Raw genomic sequence first — 24,301 nt, forward strand, 5'->3', positions numbered from 1 at the left:
GAGGGCGATTGAGCTGAGGTATTTGCGCGAGTGTCAAACCGCTGTTGCACAGCAGAATGAGCTCAAACCCAAGTGCTAAAAAAAGGAGATCATTGAGCATGGGAACTGAGGTCAATCATGTGGTGTGCTCCCATCGGCTGCATGCATTTTGAGCAGAATTTTTCCAGAAATCCCCTGACGCTCGGCTTCCCCGACGGCATCTACGATTTGATCCAGAGGATAGCGGGCACTGATTTCAGTGGACAAGACCCCCTGTCGGATCAATCCGGTCAATTTTGAGACGAGCCTGATCTTGGCGGGGAGTGAAAGACGCTCCATGTGTCGTGCGAGCCAGAATCCTTCGATACTGGCGCCCGTACGAATCAGGTCACGTGAGAAGAAGTTCAACGGTGCATCCTCCAGTGAGCCGAAGACAATCAGTCGGGAACGTTCACCCAGAACTTTGACCAGGGCCGAAGCGGTTTTGCCTCCCACCGGATCAATGGCAAAACGGAGCGTCTGTTTTCCGGTCAGTTTTCTGATCTGGTCTATCAGAATCCGCTCATCATCGTGTGCCGCATTGAATACAACGACATGCTGTGCTCCCAGTGCTTTTAACTCCGCAGCCTGTTCCTGACGACGAACCACGTTGAGCGTTTTGAATCCTTCGAGCTGACCAAGTCGAATGATCATTTTGCCGACGGCGGATGCGGCTGCCGTCTGGATCAGCCACTCTCCTGCAGGAATCTTGAGTACCTGTTTGACCAGGACATAGGCGGTCGCCGGATTGACAAAAAAAGTTGCCGCCTGGTCTATGGTCAGTTTCCCAGAGACAGGAATCACAAACTGGCTGGAAACGGCAACTTTGTCCGCCCAGTTTCCTGTCTGGCGATTCAGGACAATGACCCGCTTGCCTTTGAGGATTCTTCCCCGTAAGCCTCCACCGCTGGCCTCTACGATGCCGACTCCTTCAAAGCCCGGCACAGCGGGCAGGGCAGGGCGCGTGGAATAGCCACCTCTGACGTTAAGCAGGTCAGAAGGATTGATGGGACTGGCCAGCATACGAACCAGCACTTCTCCCGCTCCGGCAACCGGTTCTTCCGACTCACAGACTTTGAGGACGTCAGCCGGTTCTCCAAATTGCTCAAAGCGAATCACGCGCATGGACTGTTCTTTCACTATCAGAAAATATTACTGCAGAGAAAGTTTAACAGGTCAAACTCAATCCGATCAAGCAGTGTCGCAGTGCACGATCGGAAATCGGTTCGAACAAAAACAATCCTTGTCACGGACAGTGTGACAAGGATTGCTGCGGATCTTCAAAATTGGATCAACCTGAAAGACAGCTGATGCAGAATGATTAGTTCTGACGGGTCGCGTTGAATTTAGAAACGCCTGAAGCCGACTGAGTAGGCTGTGCGGCGGGTTTCTGTGCGGTCCCCTGTGGTTCTGGCGTGCTGGAACGTTTCCAGTTATCAGTGGACCAGTGAGGATAGTACTGCACGACGCTGCTGCCCAGGTCGCTCAGAATTTCATGGAATTTCTTGGTGGTCATGTGCTGGTTGGGGATGACCCGCTGCAGAACAAACCGACGGTTGCTGGAGATGTAGGCGAAGAATTTGCCGTTGCCCATGCGGTCGTTGTCTGATAACAGACGCAGCATGGCTGTCCGGGGAACATCGGCAGCACTGCGGGGTAGCGGATCCAGCCAGGCCATGACCCAGACCCATTCGCCATTTTCGCTCAGAACAGCAGACATGGAGAGTTCCCATTCTTCTTTGTTCTGATTGGCTTTGAACTGAAAGTCGTAGCGTTTCTTGGTTTTGGTAACTTGCAGACCCATGGCTTTCAGCAGGTTGCCCAGCTGATCTTCTGAGATCTGTCCGGGGAGCTTTTCTCCGCTGGCTTTCTCAGCAGGTGCACTGGAGGCAGCAGGTTGCTGCGCATGAGCACCAACTCCCAGAATGGCCATGGCCGATAATACAGCCAGAAAACAGCCCACGACGATCCATCCGCGTAACGTGATTTTCATTTTGAAGACACTCCTTTGTCACTTCATTGCACTTGTGTTTACGCTTGTCTACCTGCGTTCCATCTGCAGGCTGACCGGCGACTGTCTGGCGTTGCCTGAGACAGTCAGGGATGAATTCGTCATCCCTGGGTCGAAAGCATGGCTCTCAGCGGCAGATTCTGCCGAATTGAGTTAGTTTAGATCAAATAAGCCTTTTAGGCAGATCTGTGACCATGTTTCGAACTGATCTAACTCTTGTAACAGTTTTTTCGGTGAGTCAAACCCTGTCTCTATAATCGACTCTTCACGGGGTAGAACTTTGGGCAACTCCAGGTCAAAAATGTGAACTATTCCCAAGTGGACCTTTCCGACCTCGGTTTCGTCGTCATTAATCAGTCCGACACAGCGTTCCGTGAAGGCGGTATCCATGGAGACCTCTTCGTCCAGTTCCCGCTGCATCCCCTCGCGGTAGGTGGAGCCGGCTTTGGCGTCGTCTTCCAGCGAAATATGGCCGCCGATGCCAATCGAACGCTTGCTGTGCAGACGCGATTCGCCTCCTTTGGAGCCACGGGTATAGTAGAAAATCTTCCCCTCGTGCCGGAAAATGCAGTAGGGAATCAGCTGTTTGAAGCTGGGATCTTCCTCGACCGTGTCGCGGGGACGAAAGCTGATGTAATTCGGGTCGAAGAGGGTTTTCATATACGGTTCGACCTGATCGTTGAATCCCTGAAAATGACCGACCTCGTGGAAAAGGAGTGTGGGGACGACCATGACGTGTTCCACTTGTTGTTCGGTATCTGACATCGCTGATCCTTCTATGCTATGTGAGCAGGTTGACGTTGATTGAAAATTCGATGCGTCAGGAAGCTGAGCGCCCCAGCAGTTCGCAGACTTTGTCGCCAATTTCCGGCGAGCGCATGAGTGTTTCGCCTACCAGAATACCACGCACACCGGCCTCCTGCAGTCGCAGGACGTCGTCGCGGTTCCGAATGCCACTCTCACTGATCAGCAGGCAGTCTTCCGGCAGACGGGGGCTGAGTTCAATGGAATGATCCAGGCTGGTGACGAATGTTTTCAGGTTGCGGTTGTTGATCCCCAACATGGGCGGGTTGAGTTTCAGGACCCGATCAAGGTTGTCGGGCTCATAGATTTCGACCAGAGCCTGCATACCCAGTTCCAGAGCATAACCATACAGATCCTGCAGCTGCGTATCATCCAGGCACTCGGCGATCAAGAGGACGCAATCCGCGCCCGCGACGCGCGCTTCCAGGATCTGGTAGCGATCGATGATGAACTCTTTTCGCATGACGGGAATCGCGATGGCAGCACGAACCGCCTTGAGGTAATCGAGGTGCCCCTGGAAATAGTTCTCGTCGGTCAAGACACTCAGACAGGCAGCTCCGAACCGTTCATAGGTCTGTGCGATTTCAACCGGATGAAAATCATCCCGAATGATTCCGGCAGAGGGAGAGGCTTTTTTTACCTCAGCGATCATTCCGACAGGGCCATGGTTTCGCAGAGATGCGACAAAATCACGTATGGGAGGCGCCGTTGATAACTGATCGACCAGCGCTGCAGCGGGCACGCGAACTTTAGCCTGACTGACTTCGCCCTGTTTGTGTTGAATGATTTCTTCGAGAATGTTACTCACGGATTTAGCTGGCTACCTTCGGTTGCAGGGGCACTGATTGTCGATGATGTCTCCGTAGCATAACTCCCCGGACGCCGAAGTACCACAGAGTCGATGAAAGCGATCGTGATTCCACTTGTAATTCCGATCGGGGATCACCACGATGGTCTCATAACTCCCCTGATGTCATTGAATTCCAGCGAACCAGGAGCTCCCCGTTGGTTCCCATCGTGTTACAATTTTTACTCTTGCTGCTGACCCTGGTGAGCATCCGTTATTGGTTTCTCATTATCAGATCGCAAAGTCTGACGCCGGTGTTCGAGCTGAATCCCGAGCGGACCATATCCGAGTTGTCGCCGCCGATTCTGCTGGCGTTGCTCTGGATTTGCTATCAGGTGGTTGCATCGCTGAATCCACCACCGCCTGCGCCGCTGGAGCTGAACCAGATCATCCAGTCCTGTTTGATTTTACTTGCGCTGACGGGGATCCTGCTGCTGATTCTGACGATGGTCAGTTGGAAGTCGTTGACGCAACTCGGATTTCGGCTGGATCAGATCCCCACGCAGCTGCGGGACGGTGCACTCGGGTTTCTGCTGGCCCTGGTACCCGTGATTCTGCTGCTGGTGGCCACACATCCTTTCCGTTCGGAGGAAACACTACACCCACTGTTACAGTTATTGCGGTCCGCTCCGGGTGTGGTCACGATTGGCTGGGTTTTTCTGTCGGCGATCGTGGTGGCCCCCCTTTTTGAAGAACTCCTCTATCGTGTACTGTTACAGAGCTGGCTGGAGGGCTTTCTGAGTCCGTTGCGGGCGATCATCGTCAGCTCACTGATTTTCAGCCTTATGCATGGGTTTCCGGACTCGATTCCTCTGTTTCCGCTCGCGTTTCTTTTGGGGACGCTCTATTACTACCGTCGAAGTTACATTGCCAATGTGTTCATGCATGCGCTGTTTAATGCGATCAATTTCGCCCTTGCTCTGGCCGGTGATGAACTGCCAGGTTAAGGAGATTTGAGCCGAATTGGGGGCAGTTATGTGGACAGGTGTTTTGGGGTTCACCTGATTGAGGAAATTCGCTAAGCTCCCCGCCTCTCTCTCAAACCTCCCTTCCCTTTCGGAGATCTCCGAAATGAAAACCCCACTACTCCGTTCCGGAGCCTGTTTCTGTCTGTGCGCGTGTCTTTGTCTCTCCTGTGCGACCATGAAATCCAAAATGGATCTGGTTTACACAGGCAAAGTGACCGGTGCGCTCTCGCAACAGCTGGTTGACTCGTATTCAGAGTCGCTCAAAGATCCGGTCGCAGCCCGGCAGACCGATGAATATACAAACTGGAAAGTTCTGTATGCGACGAACCGGTCCCAGGAACGGAATCCAGAGGGAAAGATCGGCTACGCCAATGAATTTGACCGGAGTCTGCAGTATGGATCCAGTGAGGTGCAGATCTCACGTAAGAATCACAGCGATCTGAAATCGAAAGTGATCCAGACCATCTGGCAGGGATCGCCGGCACCGGATGGACAGGTTGAGATCAACAGTCTCTCCGCGGTCCCCGAGGTGAACTTCTTTGAGGAGTTGAACACACTGATTGCTGAGTCTCCTCAGAAAGATGTGCTGCTGTTCGTACATGGGTTCAATGTCAATTTCCCCAGCGCGGTGCAGCGGGCGGCTCAAATTGCGAATGAACTGCCCTTTAATGGAGCAGTGGTCTGTTACAGCTGGCCTTCGCAGGGAGGAGTTGAGAAGTATCTACTCGATGGTCAGGTTGCCCAGGCCAGTGTGGATCCGATGGCACAGTTTCTGGAAACAATGGTGAAATCAGTACCACAAGGCACGAAAATCAACATTGTGGTCCACAGCATGGGGAACCGTGTTGTGATGCGGGCCATGAATCGCCTGCCTGATAATTTTGCGGAAACAAAGCCCTTTCAGAATGTGGTGCTGGCAGCACCTGATGTGGGTGTAAGCGAATTCCGGAAGCTGGCACCCGCGATTATTGAACAGTCTGGGCGTGTCACCCTCTATTCCGGGTCGGGGGATGTGGCGCTGGTGGCTTCCGAAGCAGTCAACCAGGAACGCCGGGCAGGAGACTCCCGTGAGCCCTTAATTATGGAAGGTGTCGAAACTATTGATGTGTCCGCGGTCGACACCAGTTTCATGAGTCATTCCTATTATGGCAGTAATCGGGCCGTCTTGAGCGATCTGTTTGCGGTGTTGAAGCAGAACAGTTCCGCAACCCAGCGCAAATGGCTGGTCTCCCGGGAATTTCAGGGGCACCAGTACTGGGCATTTGATAAAGAGCCACCGGAAATCAAAAAAGTCAGAGCCGCCAGTCTGTGATAGGGGCGGGGTCGGGTATAATCAGTAGTGTCAGTTCCATGACTATTAATGAAGCTCTGTACGACACACAAACTGCTGAGTGCCGGAGCCTGTATAATGAAAGACAGTACCAGTCGCTTCTCTGATCGCGTTGAAAATTATGTTAAATACCGACCGAGTTACCCCGAAGCGGTTCTGGACTACTTGAAGTCACACTGCGGTCTTACCTCCGAATCCCTGATTGCCGACATCGGATCGGGTACCGGGATTTCCTCTCAACTGTTCCTGGAGCACCATAATACCGTTTATGGTGTTGAGCCGAATACCGAAATGCGGTCGGCGGCGGAACGACTGCTTGGGGCTTATCAATACTTTCACAGTATCAACGGAACGGCTGAAGAGACCAGTCTACCGACAGGAGTGTTTGATATTGTCGTCGCTGGTCAGGCGTTTCACTGGTTTAACCAGTCACGTGCCAGGCAGGAGTTCCAGCGGATTCTGAAGCCGGGAGGCTGGGGAGCTCTGATCTGGAATGAACGCAGAACTGATACAACGCCCTTTCTGCGGGCATATGAAGCTTTGCTACTCGAATATGCCACCGATTACGAGGATGTGAATCACACCCGAATTACGGATGAAGATTTCGCCCACTTTTTTGCTCCTGACTCATTCAGCAAATTTACATTTCAGAATGAACAGATCTTCGATCTGCCTGCGTTGACGGGGCGAGTTCTCTCGTCGTCTTACTGTCCCAATCAGGGAGATGACGGGTACGACGAAATTCTGCGTCAGCTGGAAGTAATCTTCGAATCTCATCAGACAGCGGGCAGGGTGCGATTTGAATACGATACTAATGTGTATCTAGGGCAGTTTGCCTGATCGGAAGAAGAAGCGCCGTTGCAAGTGATGCGCGGCGCATAAAGAAAGCCCTTAAGAAGGCGGTGAATTGTGGACGGGATATCGTAGATTATACACTTCACAGAAACTGATGAGCTTGCTGGGTCAGAACTCGCAAATCAGGGGGACCTTCTGGATAATGTCCGTCCAGACCAGATTCCTTCTTAAGGGCCAGGCTGGGTTCAGAAAGCTGAAGGCAAAACCGGGTTCAAAAGAACCAGAAACTCCGTTTCACGGTTGCCGAACAACTTTCTGATAATCTACTAATGCAGATGACATGCCAAAAGTGTGTTGCAATCGGGGAAAGTCGAAAATACCGTCAGGAAAGTGCGAAAACTGGAGTGAAATTTTGGATGGCGCTTCATTTTTGTCTGTTTTGAGTGAGATGAGGGATTGTAAAATCTCTATTTTATCAAGTTTCGACACCCAGACTTGAAATTTCGGCGCCGAAATGCTCTATTGTTGTCAGCAGATTTCATTCAGCGCCGAACATTTCGGCGCTAAAAACTGGTTCGACACATGTATCGACATTGATGTCTGACCGGCGCACCCTTGTTGGAAATCGCTCAAAATGAAAAAGCATGGATTCAAAGAACGCGCGATTCTCTTCACCGGCGGCATTCTAGCTGTCGTATATAGTGTGATCGTATTAGGCTTCGTTACAACCAGCCCAGACCTGCGTCTGCGGGCGATGCTGGATAGCGTCCAGTCTGAGTCTGGAGAAGAGGGGCCTGACGGGATCGAAATCAAGGCGACTCCCAGCATCAAGAAGGAAGGGGCCTTTTCACCTCCAAAACCGGGTGACATTCTCACGAAGATCGGCGAGTATCCGATTCGGACGTTCCTCGATTTCTCTCAGGTTCTCAGCAAGCTGCGCGACATGAAGCTCCCCCCCGGCGGCCATCTTCGTCCGCAGGCCGATCCCACGGAACATGATGTGCCCTACATGGTGGAAATGGAGGGGAACCGGTTTATCAATGTCGAGTTTTACAGCCGCACTGATAACGCCGATGGTCCACCGACCTATACACTGAAGTCGGCGTGGGTTCAGATTCAGGCGATTCCCTCGGGTGATGTCGCGATCTCATTGCTCTGGTTTTCGTTGGAGCTGATCATTCTGGCGATCGGGGCTTTTGCGTACTGGATGCGGCCCTTCGACCGGACTACACGAATCTTCTTTGTGATGGGGATCATCACCCTCGTCGCCTTTATCGGTGGTTATAACTGGTGGATTATCGCCGGTGCCCTGGCGCTGAATATTCCGTTTGTCCTGGCGGCCGTTCTGGTACCTGCGATTACGCTCCACTTCTTTATTACGTATCCAAGATCCATTCCCTGGTTGGCCCAATATCCCATTGGTCTGCTGCGTGCCATTTATTCCGTGCCCGTCGCGACCTGTACCCTGATCCTGGCCTGTCTGATTTATCTGCGTCTGACATCACACATCAGCGATGGTTCCGTGGAACTGGCCAATCAGGATTATTCCCCCCTGGTATTTCAGGTGGTTTCGGTCCTGCGCTGGGCTGTTTACAGCTATATCAGTGTGGCTGGTATCTATTACCTGATGACGCTGGGTGCGCTGCTCAATAATTACTTTAAAAGCCAGAACCCTTATGAACGGAATCAGCTGAAGTGGATTGCCTTAGCAGGTTTGATTTCGATTATTCCCGTGGGGTACTCACTGTATCTGGCGGAATTTAACCGGACTCAGTTCGCCCTCGGGGGCGCTGGGATTCCGATGTTCCTGGCCAGTGTCTCTTTTATGGCAGCGTTCGTTGTGGGCATCATTCGCTACCGATTGATGCTGATCGATCAGATCATCAGCCGCGGGATGCTGTTCTACGTCGTCAGTGCGGGCATCTCGATTCTGTATGCGACCGTGATTTCACTGGGGTCGCTTTATGGTACGCAGCTGAATCGCACGCCGAGTACCAATCAGGCGATCTCCGTCTTTCTGGTGATGCTGTTTGCGATTTCACTGTTGCTCTGGTCGCGTGACCGTGTGCAGCGGCTCATCGACCGGCGTTTCTTCCGTCAGAAATACCAGCTCGATAAAGCGCTGAAGCGCATGAATCGCGCCGTTGGTCGCCTGGGGGATCAGCGTTCGATTGCCGACCGCATGCTCACCTCCTGCCGCGAAGTGCTCCAGGTTAAAAGTGCAGCGATCTACCTCTTGAATCCGGAGCGAACGCAGTTTGATCTGTTGACCGGATTTCACATTGAAAATTCACCATCGACGGTTCCCTGTAATGCGGAACTGCTGGAAGTTCTTGAAGGAGAGCTTGCCTTCCAGCGGGTGGCGACAGGCTTATTGAAAGAGGCATCCCCCGCTCAGCAACTGCTGCGGCTGTTAGGCTTCGACTTCATCTACAATCTCGAGTTGGATGGAGAGTTTGCCGGTTTCGTGGCCTTGGGACAGCGAACTGCCGGCAGTGCCTATTCTGCAGAAGACCTGACGTTCCTGAACGCCATGGGGCAGATCACCAGCATCGCCCTGCACAGTACCAAAATTCATCAGGACCTCAGGCGTCTCAATGAAGAGATGCGGATCAAGGTGGAGAAGATCGACGATCAACGGCGGCTGGTCTCTGTGTTGCAGTCCGAGTTGACCAGTTCGCAGGAAATTGCCGAGCGGAGTGAACCGCATGCTGTGCAGCGGGGGTTGATCAAGGGGAACAGCCCGGCGATCCGACAGGTGATGGAGACGGTGCGTAAGGTCGCCAATTCGGAATCGACGGTTCTGATTCGCGGCGAGAGCGGAACCGGGAAAGAACTCCTGGCCCAAGCGGTTCACGAAAACAGTTCGCGTCACGAGAAGCCGCTGGTGCGGGTGAACTGTGCGGCGTTGTCTCCCAGTCTGCTGGAAAGCGAACTGTTCGGCCACGTGAAAGGGGCATTTACCGGGGCACATGAAGACCGCGTCGGTCGATTTGAAATGGCGAATGGGGGAACTCTGTTCCTTGATGAAATCGGAGATATTTCGCTCGATACCCAGGTCAAGCTGCTGCGGGTTCTACAGGAGCGTGCCTTCGAACGGGTGGGGGGATCGGAAACACTGCACGTGGATGTGCGGCTGATTACTGCGACGCACCAGAACCTCGAACAGCGAATTGCTGAAGGGCTGTTCCGTGAGGATTTATATTATCGCCTGAATGTGATCAGTATTACTCTGCCTCCACTCCGTGAGCGACGGGATGATATTTTCGAACTGGCTTTCTACTTTCTGAAACGAACCGCACATCGCCTGGGAAAACGAATTTCGCATATCGACCCCGATGCCATCGAAGCGCTGGAACGCGCTGACTGGCCAGGTAATATCAGACAGTTGGAAAACGTGATTGAGCGCGCGGTTGTGCTGGCAGAAGAAGAAGTCATCACATTAAAAGATCTGCCCGCAGATTTCGTCAGTGGAAACAGGCGGATGCCGGTCCGGGTTGTCGAAACCAAACAGGTCCGGACCGAGCCATCGCGACGGATCCCGTTGTCTGATGTGGAGGTCATCTCTTTTCCGGGCACCGAGAATCAGACGGATCGTCAGCTTTCCGAGCCGGAACAACTCAAGCAGGCACTGGCTGAATGCGATGGCAATAAAGCCCAGGCTGCCCGTATGCTGGGGATGCCCCGCAGCACGTATTACAGCAAGCTGAAAAAATACGGTATTGGCTGATTCCGGTCCCGCTTGCGTTGCATTCTTCTCTCAAGAAACAGTTGTTGCACTTTCACGCTTCAATGAAAGGTAGGGGCTTCCGCGAAGATCTCTTCGAAGATCATCCCCCGTTGGAAGGGGCCGTTTTGATAATCAATTTTTACCCCTTCTCGCTCATTAAATTGTCCGGAAGGGAAACAGTACATCACATCTTCGAGCATGAACTTTGCACAGGGTTCATTGTCGCCCCGCTTCATCAGTGACAGTCCGATCTCGTCTTCCTCTTTAAAGACCAGAATGGCGCCAATGGCCAGATGGCCGGCGCTGAGCAGGTGATCTCTGAGAACGTGGTGCGCTGTCGCGGAGATTTTGATAGGTGGTGTTTCAATCAGCCAGTCGATCTCATCATCACGGATCTCTCGATCGCCTCCCAGTGCAGGCTGAAACTCAGGGGGGCTGACCTCCGTCTGCCAGATCGTTTTCCAGATTTCCTCTTTGATCTGACCCCGGATGCCAGGTCCCAGATACCCTATCAATTTCTTCGACCAGAACATGAGTGGCAGGGGGACCGCGAGGCCGTTGTTGGGCGGGTCTACCAGTAGAGGCAGCAGACGTGACGTCAGACGTCCCTCTGGCAGAGACTCGCGGAAGAGCATGACCGAAGTCAGGTAAACTTCATGGCCATCGGTGACCTGGTAGGGAACAGGATAGGAAAAACTATCCTTCCGCTCGTCGGTAATCCGGTTCGCCAGGGCATCCAGGGCTGCATCACCCGTCTGCGTTCCCTTTAATTCGAAGATACGGTTGGAAATTTCCAGCAGGTGGTTCGGGTTGTCCCCAAAGTAGTCTTCCGGAGAGTAGATATAGGAAGCAGGCAGGTTATGCTGGCCCCATTCAAAGATCATGGAATTCGCCTGGACCAGGCTCCCCCAGACGGGTTTGCCTTGCTTGAGCAGATTTTCGTAGGCCTCTTTCGCAGTATCCGCCAGAAAGGATTCTGCGGTCTTGAACACGCGGGGGTCAGGCTTTTCAGCGACCATCATCCTGCTCAACCGCCACCAGTACAGCAGCCTGGCACTTTGCTTCAGAAATCTGGATGGTTCAATTTCAAACACACTCAGTTCTCCCGCTTCAATCTGGGGTGCGCTTCGATTGGAATCAATTCAACATACCGCGAAGCAGACTTGTTATCAATAGTTCAGTAGTATTTGTCTGGATTCCAGTTGCTGCCGAGATGAGCAGACTCGGGACCAGTCATTTTTTATGTTTTGCAGACCAGACAGGTTCGTAACCCCAAAAAAAGAAAGTTAAATAAACGGGAGCCGATTTTATCTGCTCTATACAGCAGTTAAGATGAAGGCCTGCGTCTGATTGACAGCCTCGAAAACGACTTTGTACTGACTCGCCCGGAGGAAACTCACCCGTGACTTTTACTGATTTAATCTCTCGTCGAAGCCTGCTGATCCTGCTGGCAACACTCCCTCTGTTTTCCCTTTCCGCACTGGAAGCTGGTGAGGATGATTCAAAACAGAAAACCATTTTCATGCGATCCGGCTGGCAGACAGTCAACATCGGTGATATCGGGCATACGCCGGGAACTCTGCGGTACCTGGAAGAGTATCTGCCTGACGTGAAAGTCAATCTTTGGTTGCATCGGACCACCGATGAAGTCACCGCGATGCTCAAACAGCGGTTTCCCAAGGTGAATATCGTGCAGGGGAAAATGAATGCACGCGGTAAAGCCAATAATCCTGAGATGCAGAAAGCCTTCGATGAGAGCGACCTGTTTCTTTACAACTCCGGGATGCACTTCAACCAGTTCTGGCCACCGCCGATTTACATTATTGAAGCCTGCACGGCGACCAATAAACCGCTGGTCCTGTATGGACAGTCATTCGATGGTTTTGCACCGGAAGATGAAGCGAAGATGAGTGAACTGCTCTCCCGGGCGGCTGCGATTTACACACGTGACGTGGAATCGTTTTATTACCTGCGGAAGATCGGCGTGACTTCACCTTCCCTCTCCTTCGGTCCGGATGGCTGTTTTGGTATCGATGTTCGCGATGACAAAAAAGCGAATGCCTGGCTCAAAGCCCACGATTTAAAACCCAAGGAATTTATCACCGTCACGCTCCGCAGCAATACCCCCAAGCTGAAAGCGAAAAAAGGGACCGTGATGAACCCCACCCAGCCGACGAAGGAAGACATCGCACAGAACGAGCTCTGGACCAAAAAACTGCGGGCAGTCATCACCGACTGGGTTCGCACGACGAAGAAAAAAGTGCTGCTCGCGCCTGAAGTGGATAAGGAAATCATCCATGCCCAGAAGATGATTCTGGATCAGCTTCCCGAAGATGTGAAGCCTTACGTCGTCAACCGCGATCCGTTCTGGAACGTGGATGAAGCCGCTTCTGTATATGCCCAGGCGATCGCCGTTGTCTCCATGGAACCGCATTCCTGCATTATCGCGCTGTCGATGGGAACGCCGGTGATGCATCTGGCGAGTGCCCGCCACGGTCTCAAACGCTGGATGTTCCGCGATATCGGTCTGTCGGAATGGCTGTTCGATATCGACAATGAACCCGCTTCACAGATTACCCGGGCCCTGTTGAAAATCGATGCCAAACCGGCGCTGTCCCAGTCCAAGGTGGACCGGGCCATGCACACGGTGAATACACGATCGAAGGAAATGATGGGGGAGATCAAAGAGATCCTGGATCAGCAATAGATCACCTGGATCCCTTTGAGCCCGGCAGGATTGCTTAATCCTGTTTCGGTTTGAGTTGCTGTTCGATGACCCGGGCCACCTCTTTCCCCTGTGCGGTGGCACCGGCGGTATTGAAGTGCACGTTGCCCGGTTTGGTCCACCACTGGGCATGCTGCGGCTTTGTGAAAGCATACAGGTCATCGACGGCAATTTCGGGATAGTCCTTGAGGACCTTCAATGCGATCTGGTTGTACTTCGCTGCGTCACCAGCGATCCGCCCCGGCTCTCCTTCGGGCACGGGTGTGGTCGTTGCGAAAATCAGTTTGGCTTTGGGGGCCAGTTGTTTGAGGTAAGCGATGATGGCCCTTAGATTCTTTTCGTAGTCAGCGGGGGAAATCGCCTGGGTGCCGTTCACCCGATCCAGCTGTTTGCCATTCATGTACTTCAGGTCGTGCAGCCCGACGTTGAAGTGAATCACGTCCCAGTCAAATTTCCAGGGATCGTTGAGGTCGTCTTTTTGCATGGTGGCGTGCATCGTTTTCATCTTCTGAATAAACGAAGAGGAATCGCCGCCGTTGCAGTACAGGCGGTAGACGTTGGCTTTGCCTTTGAGGGCCTCGCGAGTGGCATCGGTATAAGCGATGGAAATGGAATCTCCATAGAGCAGGACATTCGGCAGTTGAGGATTGTTTTTGACGTACTGGAATGCGGGGCGCTTGTTGAAGCGAGGAGAGCGGACCAGTTTCTGCCAGGCTTCTTTGGCATCCTGTTCGGCGAGGGCCGACTGTGAGAAGGTGATCAGGCAGAGCAGCAGGAGCGGAAGCAGTTTGAGCGTTTTCATAGTGTGTTTCTCAATATAGAAGATTCATGGGAGTTGATCGGTTGTGACTTCTATTCTGCAGAAAGACGCTCATGGACGGCAAGTTGATTCTGAACTGTTTTTCCAAAAACAACGGGTGAATGCCGAATAAGGTAATTCTGTGCCGTTTTGAGTTGGGACCGGCGCGATTAAGCAATAGAATATATTTTCCTCTCACATCCAGAACTGTTCTTCAAGGGAGTGCTCAACATGAGATTCTACTGTCTGTGCTGTCTGTTATTTGTTTTCGGTTGTGAACAATCCAAACCCACGACACCGGCGCCGGTGGTCGAGCAGGGGGAAGCGGCACCGATTCCCGATGAACAGCAGGCAGGTGATCATGATGCCGAAGCACACACGGGAGAACCACTGGCAGGGATGGGCGTTATGGTGGGAGAACTCACTCCAGACAGCGCACTGGTGCAGGTGCGTCTGACAGAGACTGACAAGCTCGTTGACAGGGATGTGAAAGGGACGTCGGGTGTGGTCCGCTTTACCCTGAACCCCGTCGCTGCTAAAGGGGGAGCGGAAATCAAAGACAATCCCCAGACAATCGAAGCGGTTGCCGATCATGATTTTATCGCCCGGGCTGCTTTTACCGGACTGGCTCCCGGAACGAAATACGAATGTAAAACAGAGATTGGCAAGACTGCCGAGCATCTACATGCTGGACCGGTGGCTCACTTTGAAACTCTGCCCGGCCCGACCCTGGCAGAACCGGTAAAGTTCGTGGTAGTGACCGGCATGAATTATGCGAAATTTCATGGCGATGACCGGATCGATAAAAAACAGCATCTGATCGAGAACAACACCAATCTTCCGCAGCCGTATTCCGGTCCCGATAAACACCTCGGGTACCCGGCACTGGAGACAATTCTGAAGCTCAAACCGCTGTTCTTCGTCGGCACCGGGGATAACGTTTACTACGATACTCCCGATAATCCCCGTGCGAAAACGATTCCTGAAATGCGACAGAAGTGGCACGAGCAGTTCATTCAGCCCCGCTATCGTGACCTGTTCGCGGAGGTGCCGACGTACTGGGAAATTGACGACCACGATTACCGCATCGACGATGGTGACAATACCGGCGATCATCACCCGACTCCCCAGGAAGGGCGGGACATGATGCTCGAACAACTGCCGGTGGCTCCTATGGGAGACAAGGATGCGAAGACGTATCGCACGCATCGGGTGAGCAAGGATCTGCAAATCTGGCTGCCGGAAAACCGGATGTACCGCAGTCCGAATGCGATGGAAGATGGTCCGGAAAAAACGATCTGGGGGAAGGAGCAGAGAGCCTGGTTGCAGAAGACGCTCAAAGAGAGTGATGCGACTTATAAACTGCTGATTTCACCCACGCCGATGATCGGTCCCGATGACCTCCGTAAAACCGACAATCATTGTGACATTGGCGGCTTTCGTCATGAGCGGGATGAATTCTTCAAGTGGCTCAAAGAGAATGGCCTGGATCAGCAGAATTTCTTCATCGTCTGCGGTGATCGACACTGGCAGTATCATTCGGTCGATCCCAGCGGTTTCGAAGAGTTTTCCTCGGGGGCTCTGGTCGATGCGAACTCACGACTGGGCCGCAAGCCCGGCGATCCAAAGTCGACCGATGCCAAGGGGGAAATCAAGCAGCCTTACTATCAGGATCCGCGGTCGGGCGGATTTCTGGAGGTGAAGGTCACGCCCGCCGACAAAGAGCAGCCGGCGACACTTTCCTTTCTGTTTCACGACGAGAAAGGAAAGCTGCTCTACCAGCATGACATTCCATTTAAGAAGTAGTCGCGTTACTTTTGGAAGCTGGTGTCGGCGGTTTTCAGGTCCAGGGGCTTGATCCAGACGTTCCGGAAACGAACGTCGTGTCCTTCGCACTGCAGCTTGATTCCGCCCGGTCGGTCGGTGATGCCGAAACCGTTGTCATTGCCACCGTCCAGACCGGAATTCGCACCGCCCCAGACTTTGTCGATGGTGACATTCTCGTGTACTTTCTTGCCGTTGAAGTAGACCGTGACCAGCGGCTTCTCAACCAGCTTGCCATCTTTGAAGCGAGCGGCTCGAAAGGTGACGTCGTAAGCGTTCCATTTGCCGGTACCATTGTAAGCGTGATAGGGAGACTCGGTTTTGTTGATGACGGCTCCCATTCCATGTTTGGTTTTGTCGCCGTCCAGGATCTGGATTTCATAGCGATTCTGCAGATAGACGCCGCTGTTGCCGCCTGGTTTCATCACCAGAAATTCGACATGCAGACGGAAGTCGCCGTATTTCTGTTTGGTGACAATGTCCGCCGCGCCGAATTTTCCCCCGGCTGCAGCCGGATCATCTGACTGGATTACCGTACCCTTGTCGATCGGGTCTTCGACGACTTTCCATTTGATGGGGAGCGAGGAACCGAAGCGGGGGCCTTTCCAGTAGGTCCATTTCTGGTCCAGCATTTCGCGACTGCCATCCAGCAGGATTTCTGCATCGGAAGGAGCAGAGGCGGAGACCCCCACATCTGCCTGGGCGGTAGATACTGTAAGAGGCGTGGTCAAACACATAGACAGACAAATGACCAGAGAAGTGTAGCGCATAGTGGTTCCCTTTTATGACAGTCGTGTGGATTATGCTTGATATTTCTATAGCAGGGGACAGGTTTTCTCAATGATGTTTCAAGCCGATTTTGTATCAGAGTGCCGTTTTACTGCGCAAAGAGTGATTGATACGATCTATTTTATGAGCAGAATATTTAAAAAATATTAATAAAAGAGACACTCTTCCCGTCTCCTGCGGGTTAGATTCATAGTGAGCGATCCGCGAGGGGAAATCAAATCTAAAGAGTGATTTCTCAATCAATTTCGACTTGTAAAAAAAAGAGTGATCCGAAGCGTGTTTGACACAGTCAGCCGGTTGACCTCATAGTTCGACATCGAATTTCGAGCAGGAAGTCGTCCCAGGCGATGTTTGGCATAGAATTCGCTTACTTTACATGTCAATCGTTTTAATTGTCATTGCAGCATGTTGTTGTTAGTTTCAGGAGCTTCGTCTATCGTCTAAAAACGACTGACACAGGTTTGAGTGCTGATGTCCTTCCACAGCTACCTCACAATTGAGTTGAGAAACTCGTGTGATCCTGCCCATGAGTCCTGCCTGATCTGTATTTGATGTTTAAAGAAAGAACTGTCCTCTACGTCTTTGTTGTTATATCTCCATTTATTTCTAAAGGAAACTTTTATGTTTTGCAGGCACAATGTACGCAAACGTGGTTTCACACTGATCGAGTTATTGGTCGTGATTGCCATTATTGCTATCTTAATCGCGCTTCTCCTGCCCGCCGTTCAGCAGGCACGTGAAGCAGCACGTCGCAGTACGTGTAAGAATAACTTGAAGCAGCTCGGTCTGGCGTTGCACAACTATCACGATGCCTTCCTGCGCTTCCCCATTGGTGAGCAGAGCCCTTACTATCGCCCGAACTGGCGTGCACCGATTCTACCCTATCTGGATCAGGCTCCGGCTTACAACCAGATGAACTTTGACGTGAGTACCACTGCCGGTGGATTCGCTTCGCAGAACAGTGGTGGATCGTACGGCTATGGTTCCGGCGCTGGTTCCAACGCAGTGCTGAAGACCTTACGTGTTCCCGTTTACAACTGCCCGTCCAGTCCACATGGAAACAATGCTAACGACAGTGTGAACGTGAAGAACAATTACGACCTGGGACAGACCATGGACTACGTCGGTATCGCCGGTGCGACACCGGATCCGGCAGGACGTACAAATGTCTGCTCGGCGACCGGCGCCGGTTATGGAAATGGTACCTATTGCAATAATGGGGTACTGGCTCCCAATGATTGTTTCCGAATGCGTGACATAAAAGATGGAACCTCCAACACGGTCGTCGTCGGCGAACAGTCAGGTCAGGTGAATGGTCAGGACAGTCGTTCTAACTACTATGGTGGCTGGAGTGGTATGGGAACCTCTGCCAAAATGAATACCCTGGGCAGTGGCTCAAACTGGGGATCGGGAACAACCACCGTCATGTATTCCGTGAACAGTTTCTGGAACTCGGGAGCCGGTGATGAAGCCTACCGTACCTATGGGGCAAATACGGTACTCGGCTCTTATCACACTGGAGGGACGCATGTGCTGCTCGTCGATGGTAGTGTCCGTTTCGTATCAGATAACATGGACTTCGGAACTCTGGCGAATCTCTGTTCCAAGAACGATGGGCAGGTATTGGGTGAATTCTAATCAACCTTTCAGGAAGATATGAATACAGACCCGTGATACACCACGAAAGCCCCCGGTCACCCGGATCGGGGGCTTTCCTCATGCTGAGATAAACTGATTTTTCTAACAGGATCAATTGAAATTATGTTACAGCGATTTGAGATGCCGAACGCGTTCCTGGCTGCCGTGCTGCTGACTGTCGTAACCACTTTGAGTGGATGTGGCAGCGCGGAAGAAGGTAAGAAGAAAGCCGAAGTTACAATTACCATTACCCACAATGGTTCCCCCGTGACAGAGGGAAATGTACGCCTGATGATGACCGGCAAGGGAGAAGGCGCAGTAGGGCCCTTGAATGAATCCGGGCAGGTTGAACTGCAGGAAGTCATATTGGGAAATTATTCCGTTGCCGTGACTCCTCCTGAAGGAACTCCGGATAACCCGATTCCTGAAAAAGAGTATCCGAACATTCCCAAACAGTATCGGACTCTGCAGGAAAGTCCTCTCAAGGCTGACGTCAAAGCTGGTACGAATGAATTTACATTCGATCTGAAATAGTAGTTACAACTCGCGATGGCTCAGTGATGGAAACTGGAACCACCGGCTTGCGGTTCATGATCCGGACGCTGAGCAAAGTAGTCGATGGCATGCTGCAGATCACCCAGCAGCATGTCTGCCATGTCGCGGGTGAAGCCTTCCTTGCAGACGCACCGCAGTACCGCCAGATCTTCCCGATTCTTCGGGAAGGTATAGGCGGGAACCAGCCAGCCTCGTTCGCGAACTTTGTCGGATATGTCAAACACGTTGAAGTTCGCTTTTTCGTTGGTGGTGAAGGCGAACACGGGAATGTCGCTGCCGTCGGAAATCAGATCGAACGGCCCCAGCTTCTCGATACCCGCTGAGAGGTACATCGCCACATCCTGCGACGTCTGGTGAATCTCGCGATAACCTTCATGTCCCAGTCGCAGGAAGTTGAAGTACTGCGCCACCACCTGGTTGCCGGGACGGGAAAAGTTCAGCGCAAAGTTGGGCAGGTCTCCCCCCAGATAGTTACAGTGAAAGATCAGTTCCTCGGGCAGTTCCTCCCGGCTGCGCCACAACACCCAGCCGACACCTGGATACACCAGACCGAACTTGTGCCCGGATGTATTGATTGATTTTACCAGTGGCAGGCGGAAGTCCCATTCCAGATCGGGTTGCAGGAATGGTGCGACGAATCCGCCGGAAGCCGCATCGACGTGAATCGGCACGTCCCAGCCGGTCTCCGCGTTGAGTTTCGTGAGTGCGTCGTTGACCTCTTTGACATTTTCATACCGACCGTCAAAGGTGCTGCCCATAATAACCACCACGCCGATGGTGTTTTCGTCGACCAGCTTGACGGCTTCTTCCGCGGTCAGGCAGTAACGATCCCCTTCCATGGGAACGAAACGGGGTTCGATTTCCCAGTAACGACAGAATTTTTCCCAGCAGACCTGCACGTTGATGCCCATGACCATGTTTGGTTTATCTGCTGGTTTGCCCTGGGCTTCGCGGCGCTTGCGCCAGTTCCATTTCAGCGCCATGCCACCCAGCATCGCTGCTTCACTGGAACCGATGGTCGAGCAGCCGATCGAGTTTTCCTCTGAAGGAGAATTCCATAACTGGGCCAGCATGTTGGTACAGCGGAGTTCGATTTCCGCCGTCTGCGGATACTCGTCCTTGTCGATCATGTTCTTGTCGAACGTTTCAGACATCAACTGCCGGGCTTCGTCTTCCATCCAGGTCGTAACGAATGTTGCCAGGTTCAGTCGCGAGTTGCCGTCCAGAATCAGCTCGTCACGAATCAGGTTGTAAGCGACTTTGGGAGGCAGGCCATCCTGGGGCATCTGGTATTTGGGGACTGGCTCCCGAATGTAGCGGCCGCCGTAAGCGGGGGTGATGACTGAATCGCGATCGTCTTCGTGCGGATTTTTCTGGCCGTGCAGCATGAGCAGTTCCCTCCTGGATGTTCAACCGGTGAAAGAGCGGGTTACTGCTATCCTACTGAATGACTCGAAGAATTAAATATCGATCGAGTCACCGATCAGTTTTTCTCTCAAATTTTATGTATTACAACCCACGGCGCACTGTCCAATGATGTCCAGCTTATCGTCATTCAGGTAACAGTAGCGATTGACCCAGACGCCATCCGGACTGATATCAGTTGCGGTCTGCATCCGCTCGCGGAAATCTTCTGTGGGACCATAGCCGTGAGCAAGCGCATAAATCGGCATCGGTCTCGCCAGCTTACGGGCTGCCAGGATTTTTCGCTCTTGAGCCAGCGGACCAGAGAGATGCGGTTCATCAGGGCCGGGGTAATAGACTTCAGAAAGTCGTTCCGGCGGATCGGCATCGGTGATATCCAGGAATTTGAACAAAGCGCGAACCAGCAATGTTTCCGAGAGCCCCGGGTTCGCTGCCAGCAGTTGGTCACCGTAGGATCTGAGAATCATCGACCAGTGCATGCCATACAGTTTGACGCTGACCGAATTACAGTATTTCGCTGCCAGCGAATAGTTCATCCCCGAAATAATCGACCAGGGAGGCGGAAACGCGCTGGGCGCGAGTTCGACGTTCGGCTTCCCGGCGTCGTCCATTGTCTGGCGGAAACCGGCCAGCAGTTCTTTGGAAAGCTGCGCCTTGAGCAGCAGCATCGCGGACGCCCCGGGGAAATGATCGTTGAGCCAGACCGTGAAGTTCGCGGCCTGATTTTCTTCGGCGAGCCAGTTATCCAGGTCGAAGTTCGTCAGCCCACCGTTGAGCTTCTGATACAAAGCCAGCGAGTCTTCTCGCATCTGTTCGAAGTGGTAGCCGAGTCGGTCGGCTGCCCGTCGTGCATGGTCGCTGAAATCGAAGAACGCCGAATCCAGGAAGTAAGGCGGATACTCGGGCCAGTCGAAGCGAATGCCATCGATATCCGGGTAATGCTGTAACAGATCGCGAATCAACGCATGCTGGTATTCGATGATGTGCGGGCTGGCCAGGCTGCCGTTATTCGCGACGCGTTTCCGCGGGAGCGAACCATCGGGCAGGCGGGGAATATCTTCTTCGACCGGGCCTCCAAACTGCACACGATACCCGGGTGGGATCGCAGCCTGCACCTGGAAATAGACTTCCAGGCCGCGGTCATGGGCCGCTTCAATGAAGTGGGCTACCACCTGACCTTCGCGATGTGTCAGTTCATCGGCACTCGCTGGCTGATAGCGCAAATCTGCATAGAGCCTTTCATCGGGGACGAAGCTCGGGGACGTTCGCACCCACAGCTCCCGCTTCCCTTCCCAGAGGGGACGGTCCAGCAGGCGGACCTGGCCGGCTCCCGCATCCGCAGGGGGCTCGCGGACCCCGGTCTGTACGTCGGCCAGTTGCATGACGTAAGGCGAGGTGGAGACGGCAGTCACCCCTGCCCGCTGCATGAGATTGTCGAGCACATTTTCGACTCCCTCGTACTGCAGATACTCCGGTAAGACGGTCACGCCGATTTGTCTCTGCTGACTCATGATTCCCTCGTAAAGAAGCAGAATGGACTCTCAGAGTCCTTTATCTTATCGGCCCGTCAGATTTTTTCTCCACCCCACAGGGGGAATTTTTTTACACTTTATTGAGGCCCGGGCAGCTTCTCGCAGAAAGTGACCAGAATGAACGTCGCGATCGGACCCAGTAATAGAGAGATCAGAAACCAGACCAGCCCGCTCCGGTTTTTACCCTGAGCGAGGCCGGCGTTGATCAATGACAGCGTTCCCCAGCCCACAAGATAACCAGGGTCCTGACCCAGTGGCGCAGCAATCAGCATTGACGTTACTCCTGTTCAATACCGGGTTTGTTTCAATCCGTTTCCTGTGCCAGGTCAGGTGACCGTCGATTACTCAGTGATGATGTCGTTCACGGTTCCACCGCTGGGAATCATCGGCAGCACGTGTTCCTGGTAAGTACAGATCACGTCCAGCAGGTAAGGCTCGTCTGAGGCCAGCATCTCCGCCAGGGCAGCCGGGTACTCGGCTTTAGAGCGAACCTGTTTCGCTTTCAGGCCGAATCCTCTCGCGATCGAGACGAAGTCAGGATAAGTGACTTCCCCATGATCACCGGAACCTTTGCCCTCCCATTCGGGATGGTGCACGGGGCCCAGGTAAGTATGAGCACGACGACCTTCCATGAAGCGGTCTTCCCACTGCACCACCATACCCAGGTGCTGGTTGTTCAACAGCAGGATTTTCACCGGCAGGTTTTCAGTGTGGAGTGTTGCCATTTCCTGGACGTTCATCAGCATCGAACCGTCGCCGTCAATGTCAACCACCAGCGAATCAGGGAACTGAGCCTGAACGCCCATCGCTGCGGGCAGACCGAAGCCCATCGTTCCCAGTCCTGAACTGCTGAGCCAGTGGCGGGGTTTGTTGAACTTGTAAAACTGAGCCGCCCACATCTGGTGCTGACCAACGCCTACGGTGATGTAAGGATCTTTGTCTTTGGTCTGCTGCCAGAGTTCGTGAATCGCATATTGCTGCGACATCACATCGCCCAGCTCGGGATACTTGAGCGGGTACTTTTCTTTCCATTCTTTGACCTGGGCCAGCCAGTTATCAACCTGCGGCAGGTCATCATCGGTGATCGCTTCGTTCAGTGCGGCAAGAACGTGTTTCAGATCCGCATTGATCGGAATGTGAGCTTCCTTGTTTTTCTGCAGCTCAGACGGGTCGATGTCCACGTGCACAATCTTACCATGCTTGGCGAACTCTTCGAGCTTACCGGTCACGCGGTCGTCAAACCGCACGCCGAATGCCAGCAGCAGGTCGGCTTCGTTGACGGCATAGTTCGCATACACGGTGCCGTGCATCCCCAGCATGTCCAGACTCAGGGGATCGTCACCGGGAAATACGCCCAGTCCCATTACGGTCGTGGTTACGGGAATGTTTGTCTTACGGGCGAACTTCACGAGTTCTTCGGAAGCGTCGGAAATGATGGCACCACCACCGACGTATAAAATGGGTTTCTTGGAACGTTTGATCGCTGCCAGAATCTGTTTGATCTGTTCGGGAGCCGCTTTCCGCAACTCGGGACGATAACCGGGCAGATAGGTTTCGGGATCGTAATCAGGCTCGGCATCGAGTGTGGCCAGCTGACAGTCTTTGGGGAAGTCGATCAGCACGGGACCCGGACGGCCGGTGTTCGCAATGAAGAAGGCTTCCTTCACGATGCGGGCGACGTCTTTTACGTCGGTAACCATGTAGGTGTGTTTGGTGATGGCGCGGGAAATTTCAACCATCGGCGTTTCCTGGAACGCGTCGCTACCGATGACAGCCTGCGGCACCTGACCGGTAATCGCCACCATCGGAATACTGTCCAGCTTGGCATCCGCCAGGGCCGTTACCAGGTTGGTTGCACCGGGACCACTGGTCGCCATACACACGCCCACATCACCCGTTGTCCGGGCAATCCCCTGGGCTGCGAAACCACCACCCTGTTCGTGGCGGGGCAGCAGGGTGCGGATGTCGTCTTTGTATTTCATCAAAGCCTGATGCAGAGGCATGCTGCAACCGCCGGGGTAGGCGAAGATCGTCTTGACGCCCTGCCGCACCAATGCCTGAACCAGAATCTCAGCGCCATTGATGGTAGTCGTTTTCGTCTCTTTTTCGTTGGCAGTGGCCACTGTTTCACCCTTCTTTTCGATGATCTTTAAAACTCTGAAATTCTATCTGACTGATCTCAGATCCCCGCGTCGGTTTCAGGCGGGAACCTGCTCGATCAGCGTTTGCTGTCACCATAACAGACAAACCTGTAGACGCACCTCGTACGCCTGATGTTCGGTTTGGGAAAATCAAAGACTGATTTCGTTCTCAATTCTATCTACTCCGGGGGACAATAACGAGTCATTTCCTGCTCAGAATCCGATTTTCGTCCAGAGACATTCGCATTAATCAGCCTCTGCTAACGGGTTACAAAACCTGTTTCGATTATTCAGGTTAAGTCACTCCTGACCGTATCCACGCTGTCCTGAGTGAGAAATTCACGAGTCTCCAAAATATGGATGGCTATAA

The 24,301-nt window shown here is 53.0% G+C and carries 19 protein-coding genes; 8 read left to right on the forward strand and 11 right to left on the reverse strand.

From position 1 onward, the window contains the following. Positions 1–111: 111 nt before the first annotated feature. From RID21_RS10300 to trpC, 4 genes are all read right to left on the reverse strand, one after another. Positions 112–1,143 (reverse strand): zinc-dependent alcohol dehydrogenase family protein, encoded by a 1,032-nt coding sequence (locus RID21_RS10300; protein WP_350188611.1) that lies wholly within the window; start codon positions 1,141–1,143, stop codon positions 112–114. Between the two features lie 196 nt (positions 1,144–1,339). Further along, on the reverse strand, positions 1,340–2,011 hold the full coding sequence (locus RID21_RS10305) for a type III secretion system chaperone (protein ID WP_149338588.1): 672 nt from the start codon (positions 2,009–2,011) through the stop codon (positions 1,340–1,342). Between the two features lie 171 nt (positions 2,012–2,182). Beyond that, positions 2,183–2,794 (reverse strand): phosphoesterase, encoded by a 612-nt coding sequence (locus tag RID21_RS10310; protein ID WP_350188613.1) that lies wholly within the window; start codon positions 2,792–2,794, stop codon positions 2,183–2,185. A gap of 55 nt (positions 2,795–2,849) precedes the next feature. Then, a complete protein-coding gene (trpC, locus tag RID21_RS10315) occupies positions 2,850–3,641 on the reverse strand; it encodes an indole-3-glycerol phosphate synthase TrpC (protein WP_350188615.1) in 792 nt (263 codons plus the stop codon). A 209-nt stretch (positions 3,642–3,850) separates the two neighbouring features. Here trpC and RID21_RS10320 point away from each other — a divergent pair, with 209 nt between their 5' ends. From RID21_RS10320 to RID21_RS10335, 4 genes are all read left to right on the forward strand, one after another. Continuing rightward, positions 3,851–4,627 carry a CPBP family intramembrane glutamic endopeptidase gene (locus tag RID21_RS10320; protein ID WP_350188617.1) on the forward strand — a complete coding sequence of 259 codons (777 nt, stop codon included), beginning with the start codon at positions 3,851–3,853 and terminating at the stop codon, positions 4,625–4,627. A gap of 124 nt (positions 4,628–4,751) precedes the next feature. Further along, positions 4,752–5,960 (forward strand): alpha/beta hydrolase, encoded by a 1,209-nt coding sequence (locus RID21_RS10325; protein ID WP_350188619.1) that lies wholly within the window; start codon positions 4,752–4,754, stop codon positions 5,958–5,960. A 96-nt stretch (positions 5,961–6,056) separates the two neighbouring features. Continuing rightward, positions 6,057–6,818 carry a class I SAM-dependent methyltransferase gene (locus RID21_RS10330; RefSeq protein ID WP_350188621.1) on the forward strand — a complete coding sequence of 254 codons (762 nt, stop codon included), beginning with the start codon at positions 6,057–6,059 and terminating at the stop codon, positions 6,816–6,818. 589 nt (positions 6,819–7,407) lie between these two features. Next, entirely contained in the window at positions 7,408–10,503 is a 3,096-nt protein-coding gene (locus RID21_RS10335) for a sigma 54-interacting transcriptional regulator (protein WP_350188623.1), read from the forward strand. A 59-nt stretch (positions 10,504–10,562) separates the two neighbouring features. On the opposite strand, the gene RID21_RS10340 is transcribed toward RID21_RS10335, so the two are convergent. Beyond that, positions 10,563–11,597, reverse strand: a complete 1,035-nt coding sequence (locus RID21_RS10340; protein WP_350188625.1) for a hypothetical protein — start codon at positions 11,595–11,597, stop codon at positions 10,563–10,565. A gap of 308 nt (positions 11,598–11,905) precedes the next feature. Here RID21_RS10340 and RID21_RS10345 point away from each other — a divergent pair, with 308 nt between their 5' ends. Further along, complete coding sequence (locus tag RID21_RS10345) at positions 11,906–13,210, forward strand: polysaccharide pyruvyl transferase family protein (protein ID WP_350188627.1); 1,305 nt, start codon at positions 11,906–11,908, stop codon at positions 13,208–13,210. A gap of 34 nt (positions 13,211–13,244) precedes the next feature. Here the strand turns inward: RID21_RS10345 and RID21_RS10350 are convergent, their stop codons facing one another. Beyond that, positions 13,245–14,030, reverse strand: coding sequence for an SGNH/GDSL hydrolase family protein (locus tag RID21_RS10350; protein ID WP_350188629.1), 786 nt, complete (start codon positions 14,028–14,030; stop codon positions 13,245–13,247). A 228-nt stretch (positions 14,031–14,258) separates the two neighbouring features. Between RID21_RS10350 and RID21_RS10355 the strand changes: the two genes are divergently transcribed. Continuing rightward, positions 14,259–15,833, forward strand: coding sequence for an alkaline phosphatase D family protein (locus tag RID21_RS10355; RefSeq protein ID WP_350188631.1), 1,575 nt, complete (start codon positions 14,259–14,261; stop codon positions 15,831–15,833). A 5-nt stretch (positions 15,834–15,838) separates the two neighbouring features. On the opposite strand, the gene RID21_RS10360 is transcribed toward RID21_RS10355, so the two are convergent. Further along, a complete protein-coding gene (locus tag RID21_RS10360) occupies positions 15,839–16,621 on the reverse strand; it encodes a 3-keto-disaccharide hydrolase (protein ID WP_502892608.1) in 783 nt (260 codons plus the stop codon). 640 nt (positions 16,622–17,261) lie between these two features. Between RID21_RS10360 and RID21_RS10365 the strand changes: the two genes are divergently transcribed. Next, positions 17,262–18,278, forward strand: coding sequence for a DUF1559 domain-containing protein (locus RID21_RS10365; RefSeq protein ID WP_350188633.1), 1,017 nt, complete (start codon positions 17,262–17,264; stop codon positions 18,276–18,278). 123 nt (positions 18,279–18,401) lie between these two features. Further along, on the forward strand, positions 18,402–18,812 hold the full coding sequence (locus RID21_RS10370) for a hypothetical protein (protein ID WP_350188635.1): 411 nt from the start codon (positions 18,402–18,404) through the stop codon (positions 18,810–18,812). A gap of 20 nt (positions 18,813–18,832) precedes the next feature. Here the strand turns inward: RID21_RS10370 and gad are convergent, their stop codons facing one another. The 4 genes from gad to ilvB form a co-directional block, all read right to left on the reverse strand. Then, complete coding sequence (gene gad, locus RID21_RS10375) at positions 18,833–20,221, reverse strand: glutamate decarboxylase (protein WP_350188637.1); 1,389 nt, start codon at positions 20,219–20,221, stop codon at positions 18,833–18,835. 114 nt (positions 20,222–20,335) lie between these two features. Beyond that, the gene (locus RID21_RS10380; protein WP_350188639.1) at positions 20,336–21,769 is read right to left on the reverse strand and encodes a hypothetical protein; all 1,434 of its coding nucleotides are present in this window, start codon (positions 21,767–21,769) and stop codon (positions 20,336–20,338) included. Between the two features lie 98 nt (positions 21,770–21,867). After that, positions 21,868–22,062, reverse strand: a complete 195-nt coding sequence (locus RID21_RS10385; protein ID WP_350188641.1) for a hypothetical protein — start codon at positions 22,060–22,062, stop codon at positions 21,868–21,870. 69 nt (positions 22,063–22,131) lie between these two features. Then, positions 22,132–23,913: a biosynthetic-type acetolactate synthase large subunit gene (gene ilvB / locus RID21_RS10390; protein WP_350188643.1), complete on the reverse strand. Its 1,782-nt coding sequence runs from the start codon at positions 23,911–23,913 to the stop codon at positions 22,132–22,134. Positions 23,914–24,301: the final 388 nt, after the last annotated feature.

Source organism: Gimesia sp. (assembly GCF_040219335.1).
In the GTDB taxonomy this organism is placed as follows: domain Bacteria; phylum Planctomycetota; class Planctomycetia; order Planctomycetales; family Planctomycetaceae; genus Gimesia.

Excerpts from the sequence above, each read along its gene's own strand:
- RID21_RS10300 (WP_350188611.1), bottom strand. The coding sequence starts at position 1,143 with ATGCGCGTGATTCGCTTTGAGCAATTTGGAGAACCGGCTGACGTCCTC.
- RID21_RS10305 (WP_149338588.1), bottom strand. The coding sequence starts at position 2,011 with ATGAAAATCACGTTACGCGGATGGATCGTCGTGGGCTGTTTTCTGGCT.
- RID21_RS10310 (WP_350188613.1), bottom strand. The coding sequence starts at position 2,794 with ATGTCAGATACCGAACAACAAGTGGAACACGTCATGGTCGTCCCCACA.
- RID21_RS10325 (WP_350188619.1), top strand. The coding sequence starts at position 4,752 with ATGAAAACCCCACTACTCCGTTCCGGAGCCTGTTTCTGTCTGTGCGCG.
- RID21_RS10330 (WP_350188621.1), top strand. The coding sequence starts at position 6,057 with ATGAAAGACAGTACCAGTCGCTTCTCTGATCGCGTTGAAAATTATGTT.
- RID21_RS10335 (WP_350188623.1), top strand. The coding sequence starts at position 7,408 with ATGAAAAAGCATGGATTCAAAGAACGCGCGATTCTCTTCACCGGCGGC.
- RID21_RS10350 (WP_350188629.1), bottom strand. The coding sequence starts at position 14,030 with ATGAAAACGCTCAAACTGCTTCCGCTCCTGCTGCTCTGCCTGATCACC.
- RID21_RS10355 (WP_350188631.1), top strand. The coding sequence starts at position 14,259 with ATGAGATTCTACTGTCTGTGCTGTCTGTTATTTGTTTTCGGTTGTGAA.
- RID21_RS10360 (WP_502892608.1), bottom strand. The coding sequence starts at position 16,621 with ATGCGCTACACTTCTCTGGTCATTTGTCTGTCTATGTGTTTGACCACG.
- RID21_RS10365 (WP_350188633.1), top strand. The coding sequence starts at position 17,262 with ATGTTTTGCAGGCACAATGTACGCAAACGTGGTTTCACACTGATCGAG.
- RID21_RS10370 (WP_350188635.1), top strand. The coding sequence starts at position 18,402 with ATGTTACAGCGATTTGAGATGCCGAACGCGTTCCTGGCTGCCGTGCTG.
- gad (WP_350188637.1), bottom strand. The coding sequence starts at position 20,221 with ATGCTGCACGGCCAGAAAAATCCGCACGAAGACGATCGCGATTCAGTC.
- RID21_RS10380 (WP_350188639.1), bottom strand. The coding sequence starts at position 21,769 with ATGAGTCAGCAGAGACAAATCGGCGTGACCGTCTTACCGGAGTATCTG.
- RID21_RS10385 (WP_350188641.1), bottom strand. The coding sequence starts at position 22,062 with ATGCTGATTGCTGCGCCACTGGGTCAGGACCCTGGTTATCTTGTGGGC.